Origin of the sequence: Sorangium sp. So ce887 (assembly GCF_051521455.1) — a bacterium.
Classification (GTDB): Bacteria; Myxococcota_A; Polyangia; order Polyangiales; family Polyangiaceae; genus Sorangium.
On the sequence record NZ_CP150354.1, the window covers coordinates 5,651,043 to 5,669,925 of the forward strand.

Consider the following 18,883-nt stretch of genomic DNA (forward strand, 5'->3'; position numbering starts at 1 on the left):
GGCGGAGGCCTCCTCGCTACTTGTCCGCCACCATGGGGGCAAGCTCGGGTTGAGGTCCGGTCGCGGTGAGCTTGATCGTCGACGACTTGATGACGACGGAGCCGGCGGAGATCGTCACGTTGGACCCGCCGACCTTGAGCGTGATCGAGGCGGCGTTCATCGACAGCGCGCCGCCGACGGTGATGTTGAGCGTCGAGCCGCTCGAGATGGCGATGTCGCCGCCGGCCTGCGCCGCCCAGACGCCGCCGACCGTCGTGGCCTTGGCGCCGCCGACATTGATCGCGACGTCCTTTCCGCTCGCCGAGATGAAGGCGCCGCCGACCGTCGTCGCGTGCGCGCCGAGGGTGAACGAGCTCGCGCCGGTCGCGCACGCCGCGATCTCGGCGCCGCCCACGCTGATGCTTGTGACGCCGGCGACGGCCATCCCGACGCCGAGCGCGGCCGCCTCGACGGCGCTGCCGCCGATCGTCTCGCTGAACGAGGCCGGCGTGCTCGCGCTGACCGACATGGGCGTCATCGTCGTGTGGCTGCCGCCGATCGTGAGCGAGCGCGAGCCCTTGACATCCACCTTCTCATCGCTGCTCACGGCCTCGGTCCGCGACCCGCCGACAGCGATCGTCTGCGACCCGCCGATCTCGATGTCCTCCTGCGCGCCGACGTCCAGCGTGGCGTTCGCGCCCACCGTCTGCTCGTGGTTCGAGCCGACGCCGAGCGTCGCGACGTTCGTGACCTTCTCGGTCTTGTTGTTGGCGACGACGACGTTGAGATCCCTCTCCGCGTGGACATGGACGTGCTCGCCGCCCCCGCCGTCCTCCATGCGGATCTCGTTGTGCCCCCCGCCGCCGGGGCTCGACGACGACTGCAGCGCCGACTGGGTCTTGCCGTCGGGAAGCTTGTACGGCGGGCCGTACTTGCCGTTGTAGACGCGCCCGAGGACGATGGGCCGATCCGGATCGCCGCCCTCGAAATCGACGACGACCTCCCAGCCGACGCGCGGGATCGCCACCGCGCCGCTCGAGTGCAGCTGCGCGACGCGCACCCAGCACGAGCTCTTGTCGTCGCCGGTGCCGCGCCGATCCCAGGGGAACTGCACCTTGACGCGCCCGAACGCGTCGGTGTGGATCTCCTCGCCCGCGGGGCCCGTCACGGTCGCGAGCTGCGGACCCGGCACGTCGCACTCCGGCGCCGACGCGGGCGGGCGGAACGGGAGATCTTTCGGCAGGAGGTGGAAGCGGTTCCTGTAGGTGCCCTCCCCGGACGCGTCCTCCCACACGTGCTCGATCTCGCGGACGACCCACTCGCCCTCGAGCGCCTGCTCCGGCGCGTCCGTGAGCTTCACCGTGTGGCCCGGCGTCAGCGAGGCCACGGTGCTCGCGCCGCGCGCGCCCTGCGACGCGGCCTCGAACGCCTCGAGGCGGATCCGCGCGCGCCGCGCGCCCTCCGACGGCTCGACGTAGCGGCCGGGGTAGTCGTAATGCTCGCGGCCGAGCGGCGCCTTGCCGCTCGCGTTGGCCTCGAGATCGAGCGCGGGCCGCTTGAAGTCGTGATCCCGGAGCGTCACCTCGGCCGGGCGGGCGCGCTCGAACAGCGCGAGATCGGTGATCGCATAGCCCGAGGTGAGCCCGCTCTCGCGCCGGAACACGACCTCCGCGGTCGGCTGCGCCTCCGCGTAGGCCGAGCTCGAGTCGCCGAAGACGACGATCGCGCCCTCGTCGCCGTGCTCGTGGAAGTAGAAGATGCCGTCCTCCTCGAGGACGCGCGAGACGAACGTGAAGGTGTCCTCGCCGAACTGCGTGCACACCTCGCGCTTCGGGTAGCTTCCGGACAGCCGCCACCGGACGCGCGCGCCGTCGATGCCCCGCTCCTCGAGCAGCGCGGAGACGATCTCCTGGCTCGTCTGCTCCTGGAAGATGCGATGATCCGTGGTGCACCGGAGGACCGCGAGCGGCGACTCGAGCGTGACCGCGATCGTGCGCGGGTCGCCGCGGCTCGCGCGCTCGCGCACGCGCGTCACGACGCCGCAGAAGAGCCGCGGCGCGCCCTCCTGGCTCGCGACGATCGCCGTCGCGCTCGCGCCGACCCAGCCGCCCGGGTCGAGATCGGGCACGGAGAGCTCGATCTCGACCTCGACCTGGTACGAGAGGCTCAGCCCCTCGTGGGCGGCGATGCTCCGCACGCGCGCGAGCTCCGGGGAGAGCCCCTCGGCCGCGAAGAACGCCTGGTGGAGGGAGATCGCGTCGCTCATCCGTTGTGCGCAATCTTCGAGGCCTTCTTCGTGATCGTCGCGCCGGGCGCGGCGATCGCGGGCGCCTTGACCTCGACGCTCGACGCCTTGATCGTGAGCGAGGCGCCCCCGACGCGCATCGAGATCTCGCTCTCAGCCTCGATCTCGATCGTGGGCGCGTTGACGAGCATCGCGCCGCCGACCGTGAAGGCGAGCCGCGACGTCGCGCTCTCGCCCACGTTCGCCCCGGCGGCGATCACGTACGCGCCGCCGACCGTCTCGGCGCACGCGCCCTTCACCGAGACGGCGCAGCCGGCCGCGCCCGCGTTGATCTTGGCGCCGCCGACCGTCTCGGCGCACGCGCCGCCCGTCAGGTACGCGAGGCCGGTCGCCGCGGCGCTGACCCACGCGCCGCCCACCGTGACGCTCGCCGTGCCCAGCACGAGGCGGTTCACGCCCAGCGCGGAGATGGCCATCATCGTCCCGCCGATCGTCACCGAGCGCCCCCCCGTCGCGTCGAGGCTCGATCCCATGGTCGCGGTGACGCTGCGCGAGGCGCCGATCGTCGTCGTCTCGGAGCCGCCGACGACCACGGACCGGCTGCCCGACACGGTGAGCGACTCCGCGCCGCCGACGCTCACGTCCTGGTTCGACACGACGCCGACCTTGCGGTTCGAGCCGACCTTGGCGTCGAGGTTCGCGCCGATCGTCTCCTCCAGGTTGACGCCGATCTTCTCCATCCTGTTATCGCCGACGACGACGTTCATGTCCTTCGACGCGTTGATGAAGATCTCCTCGCCGCCCTTCTTGTCCTCGAACCGGACCTCGTTCGACGAGCCGCCGCCCGGCGTCGTCGCCGTCTGCCACGAGGTCCGCGTCTTGTTGCCGGGGAGGCTGTAGGGGACGGGGAACTGCCCGTCGTAGAGGTGCGCGCTCACGTAGGGGAAGTCGACGTCGCCCTCGACGTGGTGCGCGAGCACGTCCCAGCCGACGCGCGGCAGGACCATCGAGCCGCCGAGCGGGAACTGGCCGACGCGCATCCACGTCGAGGCCTTGTCGTCGCGCTGGCCCTGGCGATCCCAGTAGAACTGCACGCGGACGCGGCCGGACCTGTCGGGGTGGATCTCCTCGCCCGGCGGGCCCACGACGACCCCCGTCTCCGGGCCGGCCGGGTCGCGCGTGACAGGCCCGCGGCGCGCGGCGCGGTACGGCGTCGCCTTCGGGATGGCGACCCAGGCGATGCGGAGCGTCTCGCCCCCGCCCGCCGACGGACCGCGGTCGTCCGAGACAACGTAGGTGACGCGCTCGACCAGGTAGCTGCCGTCGAGCCCCTCGACCGGGTGCTCCGACAGATCGAAGCCGCGGCCGACCCGCAACCGGGTCGTCGACGCATCGCCCGCGACGACGACCCGGCGTGCCCGCAGCTCCTCCAGGCGGACCTGCGCGCGGCGCTTGCCGTCGCCGGGCACCGCGAAACGCCCGGGGAAGTCGTAGAGCTCGCGCGCGCCGCTGCCGGCCTTCTCGTCCATGAGAAGGCGCGGCTTGTCGAAATTGTAGTCGCGCAGGCGGACCGCCTCGTGGGCGAGGGCGGCGCGCTTCGTCACCCGGTACACGGCGCCCCGCGCCTCGAGCAGCTGCGCGTCGTCCCGGAACGACAGCTCCGCGCCGCCGTCGATCGGGGCCGCCGTGGTCGAGTCATCGCCGAGGACGAGCTTCGTCGCTCCGTCCTCGTGCTCGAACCAGTAATAGATGCCCTCTTCGTCCAGCAATCGCTGGACGAAGTCCCAGTCGCTCTCGCGGTACTGGGCGGTGTAGGGCCGCGTCGCGTACGACGCGCTCGTGCGCCATTCGACGTCGGCCACCTGGCCGCGCGCGAGGACGTCCTTCACGATGTCGACGACCGTCATCTCCTGAAAGACGCGGCTATCGCGCCCGAGCGCGAGCGGTGAGACGGGCGACCCCAGCGTGAGCTCGAGCCGCGCGCCCTGCGCGAGATCGCCGACGTGGCGGGCGGCCGAGACGACCACGCCGCGGATGGGCAGCACGCCGCCGAAGCCGTCGGAGAGCACGAGCTCGTACGGCTCGCCCAGGAGCTCGCCTGGGGAGGGGGCGCCGTCGCGCGTGAACACCTCGGCCGACAGCGCGTAGGGGCAGGACAGCGCGAGGGTCCCCTGGAGGCGCGCGACCTCCAGCCCGGTACCCCCCACGGAGAGCTCGGCCACGTGCGCCATCAGCCCACCAGGTTGGGGTTGCCGGAGATCTTGATCTGGCCCGAGGCGTCGAGGGTGATGAGGCCCGCGAAGCTCGCGGAGGCGGGCGTCAGCGTCAGCACGCCGCCGCCGCCGAGCAGGTTCGCCACCCCGCCGACGAGGATGTTGATCTTCTTCGCGTTGATCGCGACCTTGCCCGCAGCGTTCATCGAGGCCAGGCCGCCGACGGTCACCGCCGCGGCGCCCTTCGTGCCGCCGACCCGGTTCGCGGCCGCGGCGTGCACGCACGCGCCGCCGACCGTGACGGCGTAGGCGCCGACGACCGACTCGGTGACGGACTTGCCGGACGCGGTGATCTTCGCGCCGCCGACCGTCTCCGACTTGGCGCCCGCCACCGCCACGGAGACGCCCATGCCGGCCGCCGAGACCATCGAGCCGCCGACCGTGAGCGAGTAGCTCGACTTGGCCGTCTTGTCGATGCCGAGCGCGGCGAGCGTCGTGTGGCTGCCGCCGGTCGTCTCGGCGTCGCTGCCCGCGATGAGCTGGCTGATGTTGCCGCTCACCGAGACGGTCTCCGACGCGCCGATCGACACCGTGCGATCGCTCTTGATCTGGAGGCCCTGGTCGGCGCCGACCGTGGAGGTCTGGTTCGCGCCGATCGACACGGTCTGGCTCGCGCCGATCGTGATCTGCTCGTCGACGCCGACCTCCACCCGCTCGTCGACGCCCACCTTCTCGGTCTTGTTGTTGTTCGTCTGCGCGTCGAAGTCCTTCGACGCGTTGACGAAGAACTCCTGCCCGCCACCCCCGTCCTCCATGCGGATCTCATTGGATTTGCCGCTCGCCGGGCTCGACGGCGTCTGGAGCGCCATCCGCGTCCCCGCGGCCGGATGGGTGTAAGGAGACGTCTTCTCCGCGTTGTACATCCGGCTCACGGCGATGGGCCGGTCGGGATCGCCGTCGAGATAGACGATCGACATCTCCCAGGTCATCCGCGCGAGGGCCATCGATCCGCCGATGGGGAGCTGGACGACGCGCATCCAGCACGAGCTCGTGTCGTCGTCCTTGCCGAGCCGGTCCCAGAAGAACTTGCCCTTCATGCGGCCGAGCCGGTCGGTGTGGATCTCGCCGCCGGGCCCCGTGACGACCGCGGAGTGCGCGCCCCGCAGCCGCGGGCGCGCGGCGGTCCGCGGCACGCGGAACGGGGTCGCGTGCGGGATGGCCGTGAACCGGTTCGTGTAGGAGCGCGCGTCGCCGCCGCCGGCCGTGCCGAGCCCGCGCGCGATGATGTCGTGCCGCACGGCGGTGAGCAGGTACTTCTGCGACAGGTGCGCGCCGGCCGTCTCCTCCAGCTCGAACCACGAGCCGGCGCGGAACGTCCAGCGATCGCTGTGACCGGCGCCGACGCGGGACCGGGCGAGGATCTCCTCGCAGCGGATCTTCGCCAGCGCCGCGCCCTCCTCCGGCGTCCTGTGCCCAGCGGCGTACTCGAAGCGCTCGCCGCGCGGCGACTCGACCCCGGCGTGGGTGGACGTGAGGTCGAGTTGAGGCGTCTCGAAGTTGTAATCGCCCACGGACGCCGCCTCCGGTGTCGCGATCGTCTCGAGCTCGAAATCGAGCACGCCGACGCCGTGCTCGCGCCCGTCGACGATGGGCCACGCCACGGTCCCCTCGACAGGAGGGAAGCTCGATTGCGCGTCGGCGAACGTGACGTGGGTCCCGCCGCCGTCGTCGTGGATGAAGTAATGAATGCCCTCGTGCTCGAGCAGCCGCGAGGCGAAATTCAGGTCCGTCTCGCGGGACTGGACGCAATAGGTGCGCTCGGCGAGCGTGCGTTGCAGCGACCACGCCACGTCACCGCGCGGGATCCCGGCGCCCTCGAGCACCTCGGACACGATCGTCTTCGCGTCCTTCTCCTGGAACATACGCGTGTCGCTGCGCAGGGTCAGGAGCGAGAGCTCGTGGACCAGCTCGATGAAATAGCGCCGATGGTGGCCGTGCTGCAGGCCGTCGAACCGCGCCGCGGACACGACGAGGTGGAAATGGCGCACCGGGGCGCCGTCGACGCAGAGGGCGAGGTGGGCCTTCTCCCCGATGAGCCGCTCGAGATCGAGGTCGTCGGGGCCGACGAGCTCGACCGTGGCATGGGTCGGCTGCGAGATGGCCTCCAGGACGGTCGCGGCCACGGCGGTGAGGCCGGCCGGGATCGTGCTGCATTCGAGGGAGAGCGAAAGGAGCTGCTCCACGGTCGACCTCAGTTGAGCCGGATGATGCGGCCGACGATCTTGTGGATACCGGAGGCGCGCGCGGTGATGTCGTGCGCGACCGTCTCGATGAGCCCCTGGGCGCGGACGACGAGGCTCGCCGCGCCGCTCGCGATGGCGAGCTCGTGCTCCGCCGCGACGATCACGCGGCGCGCCTTGATGAGGAACTCGTCGCCCTCGTCGACGCCGGGCGTGGGCGCGGTGCGCAGGGCGCCGAGCACGACCCAGCCCCCGCCCTCGCGCTGGACGATGACCCGCTCGCGGCGGACCAGCGCCGTGGCGAGCACGCGCGGCGAGAGCGCCTCGTCGAGCGCCGCCTCGATCTCGGAGCCGCCGAGCGAGAGCCGGGCCGTGCGCCCCTCTGCGTCGAACGCGACGAGCCGCGCGGCCATCAACCCGGCGGCCGCCGACTGCGCCTGCGACGCGGGCGGCGGATCCGACGCCGGGGCGGAAGGCGGGCTCGGAGGAATATCGAGCTTTCGCACCGCCGCCCGCTTCACTTGCCCCGCCATGCGGTCCTCCTGTGGTCCTGAAGCCTCCCGCGAGGTTCGCTCCGGCCAGGATACACGAGGAGCGCGCAATCATGCATCCTTCGAACAGCGCGCCTGACGCCGGTCGCGGCGCAGTTCGTGCACGCACCGCGAGACGATCGACCCGGAACCACCGCAGGCGCTACCATCGACGGCCGTCATGGGCCACATCGTCCGCCGACCGTCCTGGGGAGTCATCGATCTCGATACCCGAACCGGGCACATCTTCGTGCAAGAAGAGTGGCGGTACGTATGGCAGCTCGACCCCGGGGCCCGGCCGTGGACCTTGCAGGAACGGCGCCGGTTCCATAACACCGCCGACAGGCACATCTGGGGCGCGTGGAGCCGCCGGCTCCGGGTCCAGCCGACCGGCACGCACCGGCTGGCGAATCCAGTGCGCGACCTCCCCATCGCCTTCGACATCCGGTGGGTCCTCACCGGAGGCCACTGGACGGTGAACGTGAAAAAACTCAGCGCCGGCGCCCCCTCGCCCCGGAGCTGGGTCGATTTCCGCGCGCGCACCATCCAGCTCGATCAGCTCGACGCGATCCCGCACGCCGTCGGGAATGCCGCGCATCAATCGAGGAGCGGCTTCTACACGATACCGCACGAGTTCGGGCACACGCTGCCGACGGGGGCCGGCAGCGCGCTGCCGGTGGACGACGAGTACGGCGCGGGGCACGCGCACCTCGCCGATACCGATAGCCTGATGAACATAGGCCGCCAGGTGCGCAGCCGCCACGTGCAGGCCGTCGTGGACGAGCTCAACGCCATGCTGCCTGACCTGCAGTTCTCGGTGGCGCCCTGAGGGCAGGCTGGACTTGGGCGGTGGGGGCGGCGAGGATGCCCGGGTGCCGGCCCGAGGCAGGGACGAGGACGACCAGAGCACCGCGGAGCGCGGCGCGCCGCACGGCGTGACGCTGTTCGATCACGCGCAGATCTCCGCCGAGCTCGCGGAGGGCGATCGCGCGCTCGCGCGCGTGCTCGATGCGCGCGGGCTCACGGAAGCGCAGTGGAACGAGGTGACGCTGTACTGGATGCAGCGAATGGGCGACGACGTGATGGACCACGCCGAGCGCGCGCGCATCCCCATCGTCTACTCCGACGCCTTCTCGAAGGCGCAGGACGCGCTGAAGCCGCTGCCCGCGATGGACGTCGAGGGGTACGCGGCGCTGGTCGCCGCCATCCAGGCGGCCGGCTCGCCGGCGCAGCCGCTCGCGGCGCGCCGGCTGTCGATCGCCGACTATCTGCGCCTCTCACGCCATTTCGCGCGCGCGATGGCGGCGGACGCAGAGCAGTCCAGGCGGTTCTTCGAGGTGCTGCAAGCCCTCGCCCCGCCGGAGGAGGAGGTCGAGGTCTGACGGACACGGCGGGCGGGCGCGGCGCCCTCGCGGCAGCGGGGGCGGCTCACCCGGGCGAGCCGAGCGCGGCGCGCGCCGCGGCCACCATCTCGCGGTAGGTCCGGGCAAGCGTCGGATCGGCGGCGAGGCGCTGGGTCCAGGCGCGCTGCTGACGGGTATAGGAGGAGAGCGAGAGCCGGGCGCCGGCCAGCACGGCGCTCGGGGGCTCGCCCGCCTCGATGCGCGCGGTGAGGCGGGCGTAGTCCTCGATCGGCAACGCGGGCTCCGACGGGCCGAGCGCCGCCTGCGCGGCGGTGTAGGCGCGATCGAGGTCCTGGCCGAGCGAGAGGTCGGCCTGCAGCGCAGCGGTCGCGACGCGGAGGAGCCACGTCATCTCGACGTCCATCCACCGCACCTCGTCGAGCCCGTGCGAGGCCAGGACGCTGGATCGAGCGGCGGGCGCCTCGGCGAGCTCGGCGGAGATGCGGGCGTACGTGTCGAGGTCGACGCCTTCCACCGGCGAGCGCGGCACCGGCTGCGTCGGGTCGGGGCCGCCGGGGAGCTGCGGGAGGGGGGGACGTTCGTCGGGCATCGGTCTCCTGTCGCGCCTTCGCGCGCAGCCTCCGGCTATTCCGGCGGCGCCGCCGGCGCCACGCCGGCCGCGGGCGGCGCGAGCCGGCGCGCGGCCACGATGCATATCGCCTCGACCGTGATCAGCGAGAAGAGCTGCCGGGGCGTCACCCGCATCTTGTCCTCCACCGCCGCGAGCGCCGGGAGCCACGTCTCCAGCCGGGCCACCACCGGCGCGGTGAGAAACCCCTCCTTCATCACCTCGGGCGAGGAGAAATCGAGGCGGGTGATGAAGTTGAACTCGCTCTCTCGCGCGCGGATGTGGAGCTCGTGATCGACCATGAACACGATGTCGACGAAGTCGAGCGAGTCAGCGCCGAGGTCGTCGATGAGGCGGCTCCCCAGCTCGACCGCGTCGGCCTCGACGGCGAGGCTCTCCACGATGCAGCGCTTCACCGCCTCGACCACGTGCGGAGGGATGTCCACGCTCGCTGCGTCCGTGTCCGTCATCGGATCCACCTCGTGACCTTGCTCCCGGCCTTGCGATCGGTCGGCGCCGGCTCGCCGGCGGCGTACCCGACCGCCACGAGCGCGACGATACCCCAGCTCGCGGGCACGCCGAGGATCTCCTTGAGCCGACCCGCCGCGAGCAGCGGACCGGTCATCGCCGACGCGCCGAGGCCGGCGTCGTGCGCCGCGAGGAGCAGGCTCATCAGCGCGAGCGACGCGCCGGTCAGCCCCGAGTCGCGCTCCATCGCGGCGATCGTCTCGCGCAGCTCCGCCGGCAGCGAGGGCGCGACCAGGCCCGACAGCACGGTGTGCCCGCGGAAGATCGGCGCGATCACGACCGGCGCCCCCTCGAACCGCGTGAAGTAGTCGCCGTAGGCCACGAAGGCCCCCTGGCTGTCGGGCGGCACGTGCTCCGCCACGGTCGCCACCGCCTCGCGCACCGCGCTCGCCATCGCCGCGATCGCCTCCGGGCGCTTCACGACGACGAAGCGCCACGGCTGCTTGTTGCTGGCCGACGGCGCGGTGACGGCGAGCTCGATCAGCCGCTCGATCACGCCGTCCGGCGGCGGCTCCGGGAGGAAGCGCCGCACGCTGCGGCGCGATCGCAGGAGCTCCTCGAGCGTCATCCGACCGCGTAGCCCCCGTCCACCGACGCCACCGCGCCGGTGACGTACGCGGCCCGGTCGCTCAGGAGAAACGCCGCGTAGTCGGCGATCTCGCCCGGGGCGGCGATCCGCTGCTGCGGCACGCGGGCCACGATCTCCTCGCCGGCGAGCGCGCGCGTCCCGCCCAGCATGTCGGTGTCGACCGGGCCGGGCCGGAGGCAGACGACGCGGATGCCCTTCCTCGCGTACTCGACCGCGAGCGCGCGCGTGAGCGCCTCGATCCCTCCCTTCGCCGCCGCATAGGCGGCCTGGCCGCGGGCAGGGCGGACCGCCGCGACGGAGCTCACGTTGAGGACCACGCCGCGCTTGCGCCGCATCATGAGCGGCAGCACGGCGCGGGCGCACAGGAGCGGGCCGAGCAGGTTCGTCTCGATCTGGGCCCGGATCTGCGCCACGTCGCCCGTCACGAGCAGCCCCGGCGCCACGACCCCGGCGCCGTTGACCCAGCCGTCGATCGGCCCCACCTCGGCCTCGAACCGCTCCACGGCGGCCGCCACGGCCGCGTCATCGGCGACGTCGAACCCGAGGGCCAGCGCGCGCCCTCCGCCCGCCGCCTCGACCGCGGCCGCGACGTCCGCGGCCTCGCTCGCCCGCTCGCGGTAGCCGATCCCGACGCCGGCCGCGCCCTCCCGCGCGCACGCGAGCGCGATGGCCCGGCCGAGGCCGCGGCTCGCGCCCGTCACCACGACGCGCTTGCCCTCGAGCAGGAGGCTCAAGGCCGGATCGCCTCCGGGTGGCGCAGGACGATGGCCGCGTTGTGCCCGCCGAACCCGTACGAGCTCGAGAGCACGTGGCGCTGCCGGTGCGCGCGCGCCTCGTTCGGCACGTAGTCGAGATCGCACTCGGGGTCCGGCTCGTGGAGGTTGATCGTCGGGTGCACGGCGCCGCGCAGCATGCACACGACGGCGGCCACGGCCTCGACCGCGCCGGACGCCGAGATCAGGTGGCCGATCATCGACTTTGTCGCCGAGACCGGGACGCCGCGCGCGCGCTCGCCGAGCAGCCGCTTCAGGGCGAGCGTCTCGGCGGGATCGTTCTTCGGCGTTCCCGTGCCGTGGGCGTTGATCGCGTCGACCTCGTCCGGGCCGATCCCCGCGTCGGCGAGCGCGCGCGACATCGCCAGGAAGGCGCCGCGCCCCTCGGGGTGCGGATCGCTGATCTTGTAGGCGTCGAAGCTGCTCCCGTACCCCGCCACCTCGGCGAGGATGCGCGCGCCGCGGGCCCGCGCGTCGTCGAGCCGCTCCAGGACGAGCACGGCCGCCCCCTCGCCCATCACGAAGCCGTCGCGCGTCCTGTCGAACGGCCGCGACGCCGCCTCGGGCCGGTCGTTGCGGAGGCTCGTCGCCTGCAGCGCGCAGAAGCCCGCGACGCCGAGGGGGTTGATCATCGAGTCCGTGCCGCCCGCGAGCATGACGCGGCGGCGGCCCGTGGCGATGAGCCGGTACGCCGCGCCGATCCCGTCGGTGCCCGCGGCGCAGGCCGACACGTGCACGAGCGGCGGCGCGGCGAGGCCGAAGCGGTGGCTCAGCGCGTGGACGCAGACCTCCGAGGGCGTCTGCATGAAGGCGAGCCGCGCGGCGAGCCCCTCCGGCAGCGCGAACCCCGGGCGCCGCGCCGCCGCGAGGTGATCCATGTTGAAGAGCTCCAGGCCGACGCCCATGCTCACGCCCGCGTCGGCGCGCGGCGCGTCACCGCCCGCGCCGAGCGCGAGCCCGGACGCCTCCACGGCGCGCCTCGCCGCCGCGAGCGCGAACGCGACCTTGCGATCGCCGAGCGGCACCTCGGCCGGCAGCGGGGCCTGCCCGGCGATGCGCGTCGGCAGGGTGGACGCGTCGAACAGGGTGATGTGACCGACGCCGCTCCGCCCGGCGAGGAGCGCGTCGCCGAACGCATCGACGCGATCGCCGAGCGGCGACACGACGCCCATCCCCGTCACCACCACCGCGTGGCGCGCCGTCACGAGACCCTCCGGATCCAGCGGCTCTCCGCGGTGATGCCGTCGCGCCCCTCGAGGCGGTGCACGAGCTCGACGGCGCCGCGCTCCCACCCGCGCGCGAGCGCGACGAGCGGCGACGCGGGCCCGAGCTCCGCGCCCGCGTCGAGCGCGGCGTCTCCACCGCCGCCGCCGTCGGCCTGCGCGGGCGACGCGACCGCGACCGCCTCGCGCTTCGCGGGCGCACGGGACAGCGGATCGAACGGCGCGTACGCCACCGTGACCGACGCGAGCTCGCCGAGGGCCCGCGCGCCCCGCCCCGCCGCGTGGGCCCCGCGCTCCAGGATGACGGTGGCCGACGCGTCGAACAGCCGGTCTTGCGGCACGGGGTCGTCGATGCGCCGCATGTGGTGCTCGACGAGGTAGTTGCGCTGGTGCGCCACCCCGACCACGAGCGCCACGTCGATCTCGCCGCGATCGAGCGCCTGCACGGCCTCCTCGAGCGCGAGGTAGAGCTGCCCCGCGCTCGGGTAGAGCACCGCGTAGGGCCCCTCCACGCCGAAGCTCGCGGCGACGTGGTAGGCGGGCATGTTGGGCAGGCAGCGGAACGCGAGCAGCGGGTGCGCGCGCGTGTACCCCTCGGCGCCGAAGCGCGCCGGGCTGAAATCGCCGCGCTCGTCGAGCGAGCCCTCGAGCACCGGCGCGATGTCGCGCTCCAGGAACGGGATGTAGCCGACCGCGAGGTAGAGCCCGGTGCGCTCGCCCGGCAGCGACGCGGCGAGCCCCGCCGCCGCGAGCGCCCGCCCGGCGCTCACCACCGCGAGCGCGTCCTGGAGCCCGAGGTACTTCCTGCTCTTCTTCTCGCGGAGGAACGGCGACGGATCGCACGCATCACCGGGCGAGAGCACGACGGACGCGAGGCCGGTCACGAGCGTCACGGCAGCCACACCCTGTCCGGGAGCTCGCGCGTCCACAGCGCGTAGAGGTAGCGCCGCTGCGCGTGCAAGCGCTCCGAGTCGATCGCCTTCAGCACGAAGGTGAGCGTCGCCCGCATGCACCTCTCCCCGCGGACGTCGGCGCCGACCGAGAGCTTCGCCGCGACGTCCAGCGACTGCGCCACCTCGGCGAAGAGCTCGACGCTGTCCCCCGGCTGCGCGGGGCGGTAGAACTTCGCCCGGTCGATCTGCGCGAGGAGCGCGCGGCGCGGCGCCTCGGACGGCCTGTTCTCCGTCACCTCGACGAGGAAGCCGGCGAGCTGCGCGGCCGCCTCGAGGAGCAGCGCGCCGGGGTAGATCGGGTAGTCGGGGAAGTGGTCGTGCAGGACCTCGTCGGTCAGGGTCACCGCCTTCAGCCCGCGCGCGCAGCGGCCGGGTTCGACGGACGTGATCCGGTCGAGGAGGATGTAACGCATCAGGGGGCGCTCGCTCCGCGGGTCATGCCGTCCGCGGCGCCCCGGCGCGGCGGGCCGAGCCACGCCGCGAGCGCGCGATCGAGGACGAAGAACGTGAGGGCCGCCGCGGCCGCCACGAGGACGAAGTACCGGTCGTAGCGCGGGAACATCGCCTCCCAGCCCGCCCAGACGCGGTGGGAGAGGTTGACGTTCGCCTCCGGGGGCGTGAGCACGCGCGTCAGCCCACCGAGGGCGAGCAGCGCCCCCGTGGCCTTGAGCCAGGCGCGCCGCGCGAGCCCCATCTCCCGCACCGCGAGGACGGCGACGACGGGACAGAGCACGTGCGGCAGGAACGTGGTCAGGATGAGCCCGCTCCCCGTCGCGATGTCGAGCAGCCACATGGGCGTGCCGAACGCGAGCCACAGCGCCGCGATCGCGGCAAGGTCCGGCTTCGCGAGGAAGCAGCCGGCCGCGAGCAGGAGCGGCGCGACGTTGCACATCCAGAGCACGTCGTGCGGCGAGCCCCGCCGCACGTGGTTGCCGCCGTGGACGAGGAACGCCACCGCGGCGAGGCCGCCCAGCACCCGGAGGCGCAACGACGACGACGAGGAAGGCGCCGCCATCAGAGCCCCCCGTCGACCATCATCGTCTGGCCGGTGACGTAGGTGTTCTCGAGCGCGAACCACGCGGCGAGCGCCGCGACCTCCTCGACCTTGCCGAGGCGGCGGAGCCCGCAGTGCTTGAGGTACTCCCTGCGCAGGTCGTCGGGCAGCGTGCGCGAGGCGCCCGCCTCCAGGACGCCGGGCGCCACAAGGTTCACGCGGATCCCACGCGGGCCGAGCGACTTGGCGAGGCTGAGCACGAGGCCGGCGAGGGCCGCCTTCGACACGGCGTAGGGGACCGGCGACGGCACCGGCTTGATGCCGTCGACCGAGCCGAACAGGACGATGTTCCCGCCGCCGTCGAAGTGCGGGAGCAGGCTCCGCGCGGCGGCGAAGGCGCTGGTCACGTTGACGGCGAGGACGTCGGCGAACCCCTCGAAGCTGACGTCCTCGATCGCGTCGAACGCGGGCGGCTCGACCGACGACGTGCGGACCGCGCAGTGCGCGAAGGCGTCCACGCCCCCGAGCCGGCGCGCGAGCGCGTCCGCGGCCTCCGCGGCCGCGCGCGGATCGCCGAGGTCGACCTCGAGCGCGGTCGTACCCGGGAGAGCGCGCACCAGATCATCAGCAATTTCGCGCCCTTGTCTGTACGTGAACCCGACGCGCGCCCCCGCCCGGGCGAGCTCCGCGACCAGGGCGCGCCCGACCGTGCCCGAGCCGCCGAGGACGACGCAGCGGCGCGGCTTCGCGGCGGAGGCGGCCATCACACGCCCCCGTCCACCACCACGGTGGCGCCGGTCATGTAGCCGTTGCGATCGGACACGAGGAACGCCGCGAGCTCGGCGACCTCGCGGAAGGTGCCGACGCGGCCGAGCGCGCAGTGCTTCAGGTAGTCGGCGAGGCGGTGCTCGGGCAGGTTGCGGCCGACGCCGTCCTCGAGCAGCCCGGGCGCGACGCACAGGACGCGGATCCCGTGCCGCGCGACCTCCTTGGCCATGGCCTCGGTCATCCCCTTCAGGCCGGCCTTGCTCGCGCAGTAATGGATGGGCGCCTCGATCATCCTGACCCCGGCGAGCGACCCGATGTTCAGCACCACGCCGCGCTTCTTCCGGATCATCGACCGGAGCGCCTCGCGGGCCGTGAGGTAGGCGCCCTTGAGGTTCAGGTCGAGGACGTGATCGAAGTCCTGCTCCTCGAGCAGCGCGAGCGGGAGATTCTGGGACACGCCGGCGTTGTTGACGAGCACGTCGACCCCGCCCCACGCCTCCTCGACGGCGCGCACCATCGCGCGCGTCGCGTCCGCGTCGAGGACGCTCGCCCGGAACGCGCGCGCCTCCGCGCCGGCGGCCGCGATCTCGTCGCAGAGGCGGCGGGCGCCCTCCTCGCTCTTCGTGAAGGTGAACGCCACCCGGGCGCCGTGCCGCGCGAACGTCGCGCAGATCTCCCGGCCGAGGCCGCGCCCGCCGCCGGTGACGATCGCGCGCTTGCCGGCGAGCAGGCCTGTCACGTCTTGCCCCAGATCTGCGGCTCGCCGATCGGGCCCGCATACCGCGGATCCTTGTCGCGGTAGAGGTTGTTGTACGCGCAGCCGGGGATCAGCCGCCCGTCGGGGAGCGCGTAGTGGGTGCAGCACTTCTTGATGCGGTCGATCTCGAAGTTGTGCACGTCCATGAAGGCGTGGATGAACACCGTCTTCACGAGGCCCTCGCCGATGTGGAGGCGCTCCTCGAGCGCGAGGGCGCGCTCCTCGGGGTACATGAGGAAGATCGCCCGGCGCAGGACCTTCAGGATCCGGTCGCAGTCGGGGACCTGGCCCGAGCTCGTCCACATCTGGTCGATCGCGTCGCGCAGGGCGCCCTCGAACTCCTCGTCGGGCCGGATCGTGCCGCGGTTCGCCAGGAGCTCTAGATAGCGATCGAGCTCGAGGAACCTGGGGAACGGGATGAACTCGCCGTCGACCTTGAGCAGGTAGGTGAGCGCGAAGCAGCTCGGGTGGGAGCACGGCAGCGGCAAGAAATCGCTCTTCCTGAGGAGCCCTGTCTGCTCCTCGGCCGCGCGGACGACGTCGGGGATGGTCATGACGTCGAGCGGATCGTGCGGCGCGAAGTGGGCGCCGCCGTAGCCGGTGTACGCCGCGGGCTGGAACGTGAGCGACAGGATGAAGTCGTTGTCGTAGAGCAGCCGGAGGCAGTCGCCGATGCGGTCATCGTTCACGCCGCGGGCCACGGTCGAGACGAGGGTGGTGCGCACGCCGGCCCGCTTCAGGTTGGCGAGGGCCTTCTCCCGCGCGGCGGCCTGGTCCCCTGCCCCGCGCAGGACCCGGAGGGCGGGGTTGCTGAGCGCGTCGAGCTGGAGGCTCACGTACACCTTGCGCCGGGCGAGCTCCTCGCAGAAGGCGTAATCGCTCGCGCAGCGGAGGCCGTTCGTCGAGATGGAGACGCGCGCGATCTCGGTCCTCGCGCACGCCATGTCGAGGAGCGCGAGGAACTCGGGGTGGAGCGTCGGCTCGCCGCCGGAGAGGTTGATCGTCTCGAGCGTCCCCTCCTTGGCCACGATGCCGTCGAGCACGCGCCCGAACTCCTCGCGCGTCATGGTGTAATTGTGCCGGTTCTGCACGATGCAGATCGGACACTCGAGGTTGCAATGATTCGTGATCTCGATGATCGGGAGGCACGAGTGCTGCTCGTGATCCGGGCAAAGGCCGCAATCGTCCGGGCAGCCGCGCTCGACCGAGGTCGAGTACTCGATCGGCCTGGATCCCTCCTTGACGTAGGTGAGGGACCTCAGGAACCAGTCGGCGTCGCCGGAGATGAGCGCCTCGCTCTGCCCGTGCGCCGGGCACTGCTTGCGGAGGTACACCTTGCCATTGCGGAGGAGCCTCACGCCGTCGACGGCCTTCTTGCACTGGGGGCACAGCCCCCGTGAGAAGGAGTGGAAGACCTCGCGGTCCTTCGCGCTCGGGGTGAACGTGAACTTCCGGTCGACGAGGGGGAGCTTCGCGGTCATGACGGCACCTTGAGGAGCGGAAGTGAGCGCCTGTTCGCGGGGGGCGCGGGCGCGAGGAGCGGGTGCGGCTCGGTCCGCCCCATGCGAGCGAGCATGTCGGGATCGGCGAAGCGCGCGTCGTTCTCGCGGTAGAGGACGTTGTACGAGCACGTCGGGATGTTGCTGCCGTCGACATCGGGGACGCCGATACTGCACTTCATGACGCGGGCGACGTCGAAGCTCTCCTCGTCCATGTGGGAGTGGATGTAGATCGCCTTGGTCGCGCGCTCGGCGATCTTCTGCCGCTGTTCGATGGGAAGCGGCTTGCCCGGGGGGAACATCTCGCGGAGCAGGCGCTTCAGCGTGCGGAGCAGCGCCTCGCTCTCGGGCAGCCTGTCCGGATCGGCCCAGAGCTCGTCCATCGCGGTCCGGAGCGCCTCTTCGACGGGCTCGCGGGGCTGGATATAGAGGGAGTCGCCGAGCAGCTCGAAGAGCTTGTCCCGGCCCATGAAGCGCGCGAACGGGGCGACGCCGCCGCCGTCGAGCACGAGCAGGTAGCAGATCGAGTAGCAGTGCGGGTGGGCGAGCGGCGAAGGGACGAAGTCGCGCGCGGCGATGGCGCCGCCTGTGTGCTCCTCGAGGAGCCGGTGGAGATCGGGCGTGGTGATGCGCGCGGCGCGGTCGAACCCGGCGCCGCCCTGGCCCGTGAACGTGAGCGTGTGGAGCTCGAGCGAGACGATGTTCGGCTTGCGCATCATCAGGTCGAAGAGCTTGCCGAGGTCCTTGTCGTTCAGGCCGGCCGCGATCGCGGGCAGGAGCGTCGTCGTGACGTCGTGCTTCTCGAGGAGCTCGAGCGCCTCGAGCTTGGCCCGCACGGTGTTGGCCCCGAGCATCCGCTGGTCGATCTCGGGGTCGAAGGTGTCGAGCGACAGCACGATGCGCGCGTCGAGGGCGGCGAGCTCGCGGACGTAGGCATCGTTCCGCAGCTTGAGCCCGTTGGTCGAGATGGTGAGGCGGCGGATCCCCGCCTCGGACGCCATGCGGAGGAGCTTCGGGAGCTCGGGGTGCATGGTGGGCTCGCCGCCCGTGAAGTTGATGATGTCGAGCTCGTCGTGCTGGGCGCGGAGGTGGCCGAGGATCGCGGCGAACTCGCCCTCGCTCATCTGGTGCGCCCCCTCGTTCTTGTTGACCGTGTAGCAGATGGGGCAATCGAGGTTGCACGCCGACGTGATGGGGACGACGGGCATGTACACCTTCTGCTGGTGCGAGGCGCACGGGCCGCAGTCGAAGGGACAGCCGCTCCGCACGGCGCGGATCTCGCCGCGCGGCGGCGTGTGCGGCGCAAGGAAGGAGAGCGCGTCGAGGTACCATTCGACGCTGGAGGCGACGAGCACCCGCTGGTGGCCGTGTTCAGGGCAGAACTTGTCGAAATATACTGCCCCACCAGAAAACTGGATCTTGGCGTCGACGCCCTGCTTGCAGGTCTTGCAGAGGCTCTTCGTCGACGAGTAGTAGACGTGCTCCGTCGGCTGTCGCTGGTTCCCCGTTCCGCAGATCGCCACGGTCGACATGGCGACCAGAAGTACCTGGGGTGGTCGGGCAGCGCAACGCCCGGCTCCCCGGCGCTGGCACCGCGCGAGCGCGGCGCGCGCGGTGCCAG

At 72.3% G+C, this 18,883-nt stretch carries 18 protein-coding genes; 2 read left to right on the top strand and 16 right to left on the bottom strand.

The window, feature by feature from the left end; translation table 11 throughout:
* Positions 1-16: 16 nt before the first annotated feature.
* Genes WMF36_RS21155 through WMF36_RS21170 form a run of 4 tightly spaced genes read right to left on the bottom strand, consistent with a single transcriptional unit; the run spans position 17 to position 7,210 of the window.
* On the bottom strand, positions 17-2,245 hold the full coding sequence (locus WMF36_RS21155) for a type VI secretion system Vgr family protein (protein WP_437581422.1): 2,229 nt from the start codon (positions 2,243-2,245) through the stop codon (positions 17-19).
* A complete protein-coding gene (locus tag WMF36_RS21160; RefSeq protein WP_437581423.1) occupies positions 2,242-4,455 on the bottom strand; it encodes a type VI secretion system Vgr family protein in 2,214 nt (737 codons plus the stop codon). The genes WMF36_RS21155 and WMF36_RS21160 overlap by 4 nt, the downstream gene beginning before the upstream one ends.
* Entirely contained in the window at positions 4,455-6,680 is a 2,226-nt protein-coding gene (locus WMF36_RS21165; protein ID WP_437581424.1) for a type VI secretion system Vgr family protein, read from the bottom strand. The genes WMF36_RS21160 and WMF36_RS21165 overlap by 1 nt, the downstream gene beginning before the upstream one ends.
* An 8-nt stretch (positions 6,681-6,688) precedes the next feature.
* Positions 6,689-7,210, bottom strand: coding sequence for a hypothetical protein (locus tag WMF36_RS21170; protein ID WP_437581425.1), 522 nt, complete (start codon positions 7,208-7,210; stop codon positions 6,689-6,691).
* A gap of 178 nt (positions 7,211-7,388) precedes the next feature.
* Between WMF36_RS21170 and WMF36_RS21175 the strand changes: the two genes are divergently transcribed.
* Both WMF36_RS21175 and WMF36_RS21180 read left to right on the top strand, forming a co-directional pair.
* On the top strand, positions 7,389-8,036 hold the full coding sequence (locus WMF36_RS21175; protein ID WP_437581426.1) for a hypothetical protein: 648 nt from the start codon (positions 7,389-7,391) through the stop codon (positions 8,034-8,036).
* 43 nt (positions 8,037-8,079) lie between these two features.
* Complete coding sequence (locus WMF36_RS21180) at positions 8,080-8,589, top strand: hypothetical protein (RefSeq protein ID WP_437581427.1); 510 nt, start codon at positions 8,080-8,082, stop codon at positions 8,587-8,589.
* A 46-nt stretch (positions 8,590-8,635) separates the two neighbouring features.
* On the opposite strand, the gene WMF36_RS21185 is transcribed toward WMF36_RS21180, so the two are convergent.
* Genes WMF36_RS21185 through WMF36_RS21240 form a run of 12 tightly spaced genes read right to left on the bottom strand, consistent with a single transcriptional unit; the run spans position 8,636 to position 18,794 of the window.
* Positions 8,636-9,160 carry a hypothetical protein gene (locus tag WMF36_RS21185; protein ID WP_437581428.1) on the bottom strand — a complete coding sequence of 175 codons (525 nt, stop codon included), beginning with the start codon at positions 9,158-9,160 and terminating at the stop codon, positions 8,636-8,638.
* Between the two features lie 35 nt (positions 9,161-9,195).
* Positions 9,196-9,648: a phosphopantetheine-binding protein gene (locus tag WMF36_RS21190; protein ID WP_437581429.1), complete on the bottom strand. Its 453-nt coding sequence runs from the start codon at positions 9,646-9,648 to the stop codon at positions 9,196-9,198.
* Positions 9,645-10,274 carry a nitroreductase family protein gene (locus tag WMF36_RS21195; protein WP_437581430.1) on the bottom strand — a complete coding sequence of 210 codons (630 nt, stop codon included), beginning with the start codon at positions 10,272-10,274 and terminating at the stop codon, positions 9,645-9,647. The genes WMF36_RS21190 and WMF36_RS21195 overlap by 4 nt, the downstream gene beginning before the upstream one ends.
* Positions 10,271-11,029 carry an SDR family NAD(P)-dependent oxidoreductase gene (locus WMF36_RS21200; RefSeq protein WP_437581431.1) on the bottom strand — a complete coding sequence of 253 codons (759 nt, stop codon included), beginning with the start codon at positions 11,027-11,029 and terminating at the stop codon, positions 10,271-10,273. Before WMF36_RS21200 ends, WMF36_RS21195 begins: the two co-directional genes overlap by 4 nt.
* The gene (locus tag WMF36_RS21205) at positions 11,026-12,273 is read right to left on the bottom strand and encodes a beta-ketoacyl-[acyl-carrier-protein] synthase family protein (protein WP_437581432.1); all 1,248 of its coding nucleotides are present in this window, start codon (positions 12,271-12,273) and stop codon (positions 11,026-11,028) included. The genes WMF36_RS21200 and WMF36_RS21205 overlap by 4 nt, the downstream gene beginning before the upstream one ends.
* Positions 12,270-13,184 carry a beta-ketoacyl synthase N-terminal-like domain-containing protein gene (locus WMF36_RS21210; RefSeq protein ID WP_437581433.1) on the bottom strand — a complete coding sequence of 305 codons (915 nt, stop codon included), beginning with the start codon at positions 13,182-13,184 and terminating at the stop codon, positions 12,270-12,272. The genes WMF36_RS21205 and WMF36_RS21210 overlap by 4 nt, the downstream gene beginning before the upstream one ends.
* Complete coding sequence (locus WMF36_RS21215; protein WP_437581434.1) at positions 13,181-13,657, bottom strand: hypothetical protein; 477 nt, start codon at positions 13,655-13,657, stop codon at positions 13,181-13,183. The genes WMF36_RS21210 and WMF36_RS21215 overlap by 4 nt, the downstream gene beginning before the upstream one ends.
* Positions 13,657-14,259 (bottom strand): hypothetical protein, encoded by a 603-nt coding sequence (locus tag WMF36_RS21220; protein WP_437581435.1) that lies wholly within the window; start codon positions 14,257-14,259, stop codon positions 13,657-13,659. The genes WMF36_RS21215 and WMF36_RS21220 overlap by 1 nt, the downstream gene beginning before the upstream one ends.
* Positions 14,259-15,002 (bottom strand): SDR family NAD(P)-dependent oxidoreductase, encoded by a 744-nt coding sequence (locus WMF36_RS21225; protein ID WP_437581436.1) that lies wholly within the window; start codon positions 15,000-15,002, stop codon positions 14,259-14,261. The genes WMF36_RS21220 and WMF36_RS21225 overlap by 1 nt, the downstream gene beginning before the upstream one ends.
* A complete protein-coding gene (locus tag WMF36_RS21230) occupies positions 15,002-15,745 on the bottom strand; it encodes an SDR family NAD(P)-dependent oxidoreductase (RefSeq protein ID WP_437493617.1) in 744 nt (247 codons plus the stop codon). The genes WMF36_RS21225 and WMF36_RS21230 overlap by 1 nt, the downstream gene beginning before the upstream one ends.
* Complete coding sequence (locus tag WMF36_RS21235; protein ID WP_437581437.1) at positions 15,742-17,244, bottom strand: radical SAM protein; 1,503 nt, start codon at positions 17,242-17,244, stop codon at positions 15,742-15,744. Before WMF36_RS21235 ends, WMF36_RS21230 begins: the two co-directional genes overlap by 4 nt.
* On the bottom strand, positions 17,241-18,794 hold the full coding sequence (locus WMF36_RS21240; protein WP_437581438.1) for a radical SAM protein: 1,554 nt from the start codon (positions 18,792-18,794) through the stop codon (positions 17,241-17,243). Before WMF36_RS21240 ends, WMF36_RS21235 begins: the two co-directional genes overlap by 4 nt.
* Between the last annotated feature and the right edge of the window lie 89 nt (positions 18,795-18,883).

Excerpts from the sequence above, each read along its gene's own strand:
- WMF36_RS21170 (WP_437581425.1), bottom strand. The coding sequence starts at position 7,210 with ATGGCGGGGCAAGTGAAGCGGGCGGCGGTGCGAAAGCTCGATATTCCT.
- WMF36_RS21195 (WP_437581430.1), bottom strand. The coding sequence starts at position 10,274 with ATGACGCTCGAGGAGCTCCTGCGATCGCGCCGCAGCGTGCGGCGCTTC.
- WMF36_RS21185 (WP_437581428.1), bottom strand. The coding sequence starts at position 9,160 with ATGCCCGACGAACGTCCCCCCCTCCCGCAGCTCCCCGGCGGCCCCGAC.
- WMF36_RS21155 (WP_437581422.1), bottom strand. The coding sequence starts at position 2,245 with ATGAGCGACGCGATCTCCCTCCACCAGGCGTTCTTCGCGGCCGAGGGG.
- WMF36_RS21175 (WP_437581426.1), top strand. The coding sequence starts at position 7,389 with ATGGGCCACATCGTCCGCCGACCGTCCTGGGGAGTCATCGATCTCGAT.
- WMF36_RS21225 (WP_437581436.1), bottom strand. The coding sequence starts at position 15,002 with ATGGCCGCCTCCGCCGCGAAGCCGCGCCGCTGCGTCGTCCTCGGCGGC.
- WMF36_RS21235 (WP_437581437.1), bottom strand. The coding sequence starts at position 17,244 with ATGACCGCGAAGCTCCCCCTCGTCGACCGGAAGTTCACGTTCACCCCG.
- WMF36_RS21220 (WP_437581435.1), bottom strand. The coding sequence starts at position 14,259 with ATGGCGGCGCCTTCCTCGTCGTCGTCGTTGCGCCTCCGGGTGCTGGGC.
- WMF36_RS21215 (WP_437581434.1), bottom strand. The coding sequence starts at position 13,657 with ATGCGTTACATCCTCCTCGACCGGATCACGTCCGTCGAACCCGGCCGC.
- WMF36_RS21190 (WP_437581429.1), bottom strand. The coding sequence starts at position 9,648 with ATGACGGACACGGACGCAGCGAGCGTGGACATCCCTCCGCACGTGGTC.
- WMF36_RS21160 (WP_437581423.1), bottom strand. The coding sequence starts at position 4,455 with ATGGCGCACGTGGCCGAGCTCTCCGTGGGGGGTACCGGGCTGGAGGTC.
- WMF36_RS21240 (WP_437581438.1), bottom strand. The coding sequence starts at position 18,794 with ATGTCGACCGTGGCGATCTGCGGAACGGGGAACCAGCGACAGCCGACG.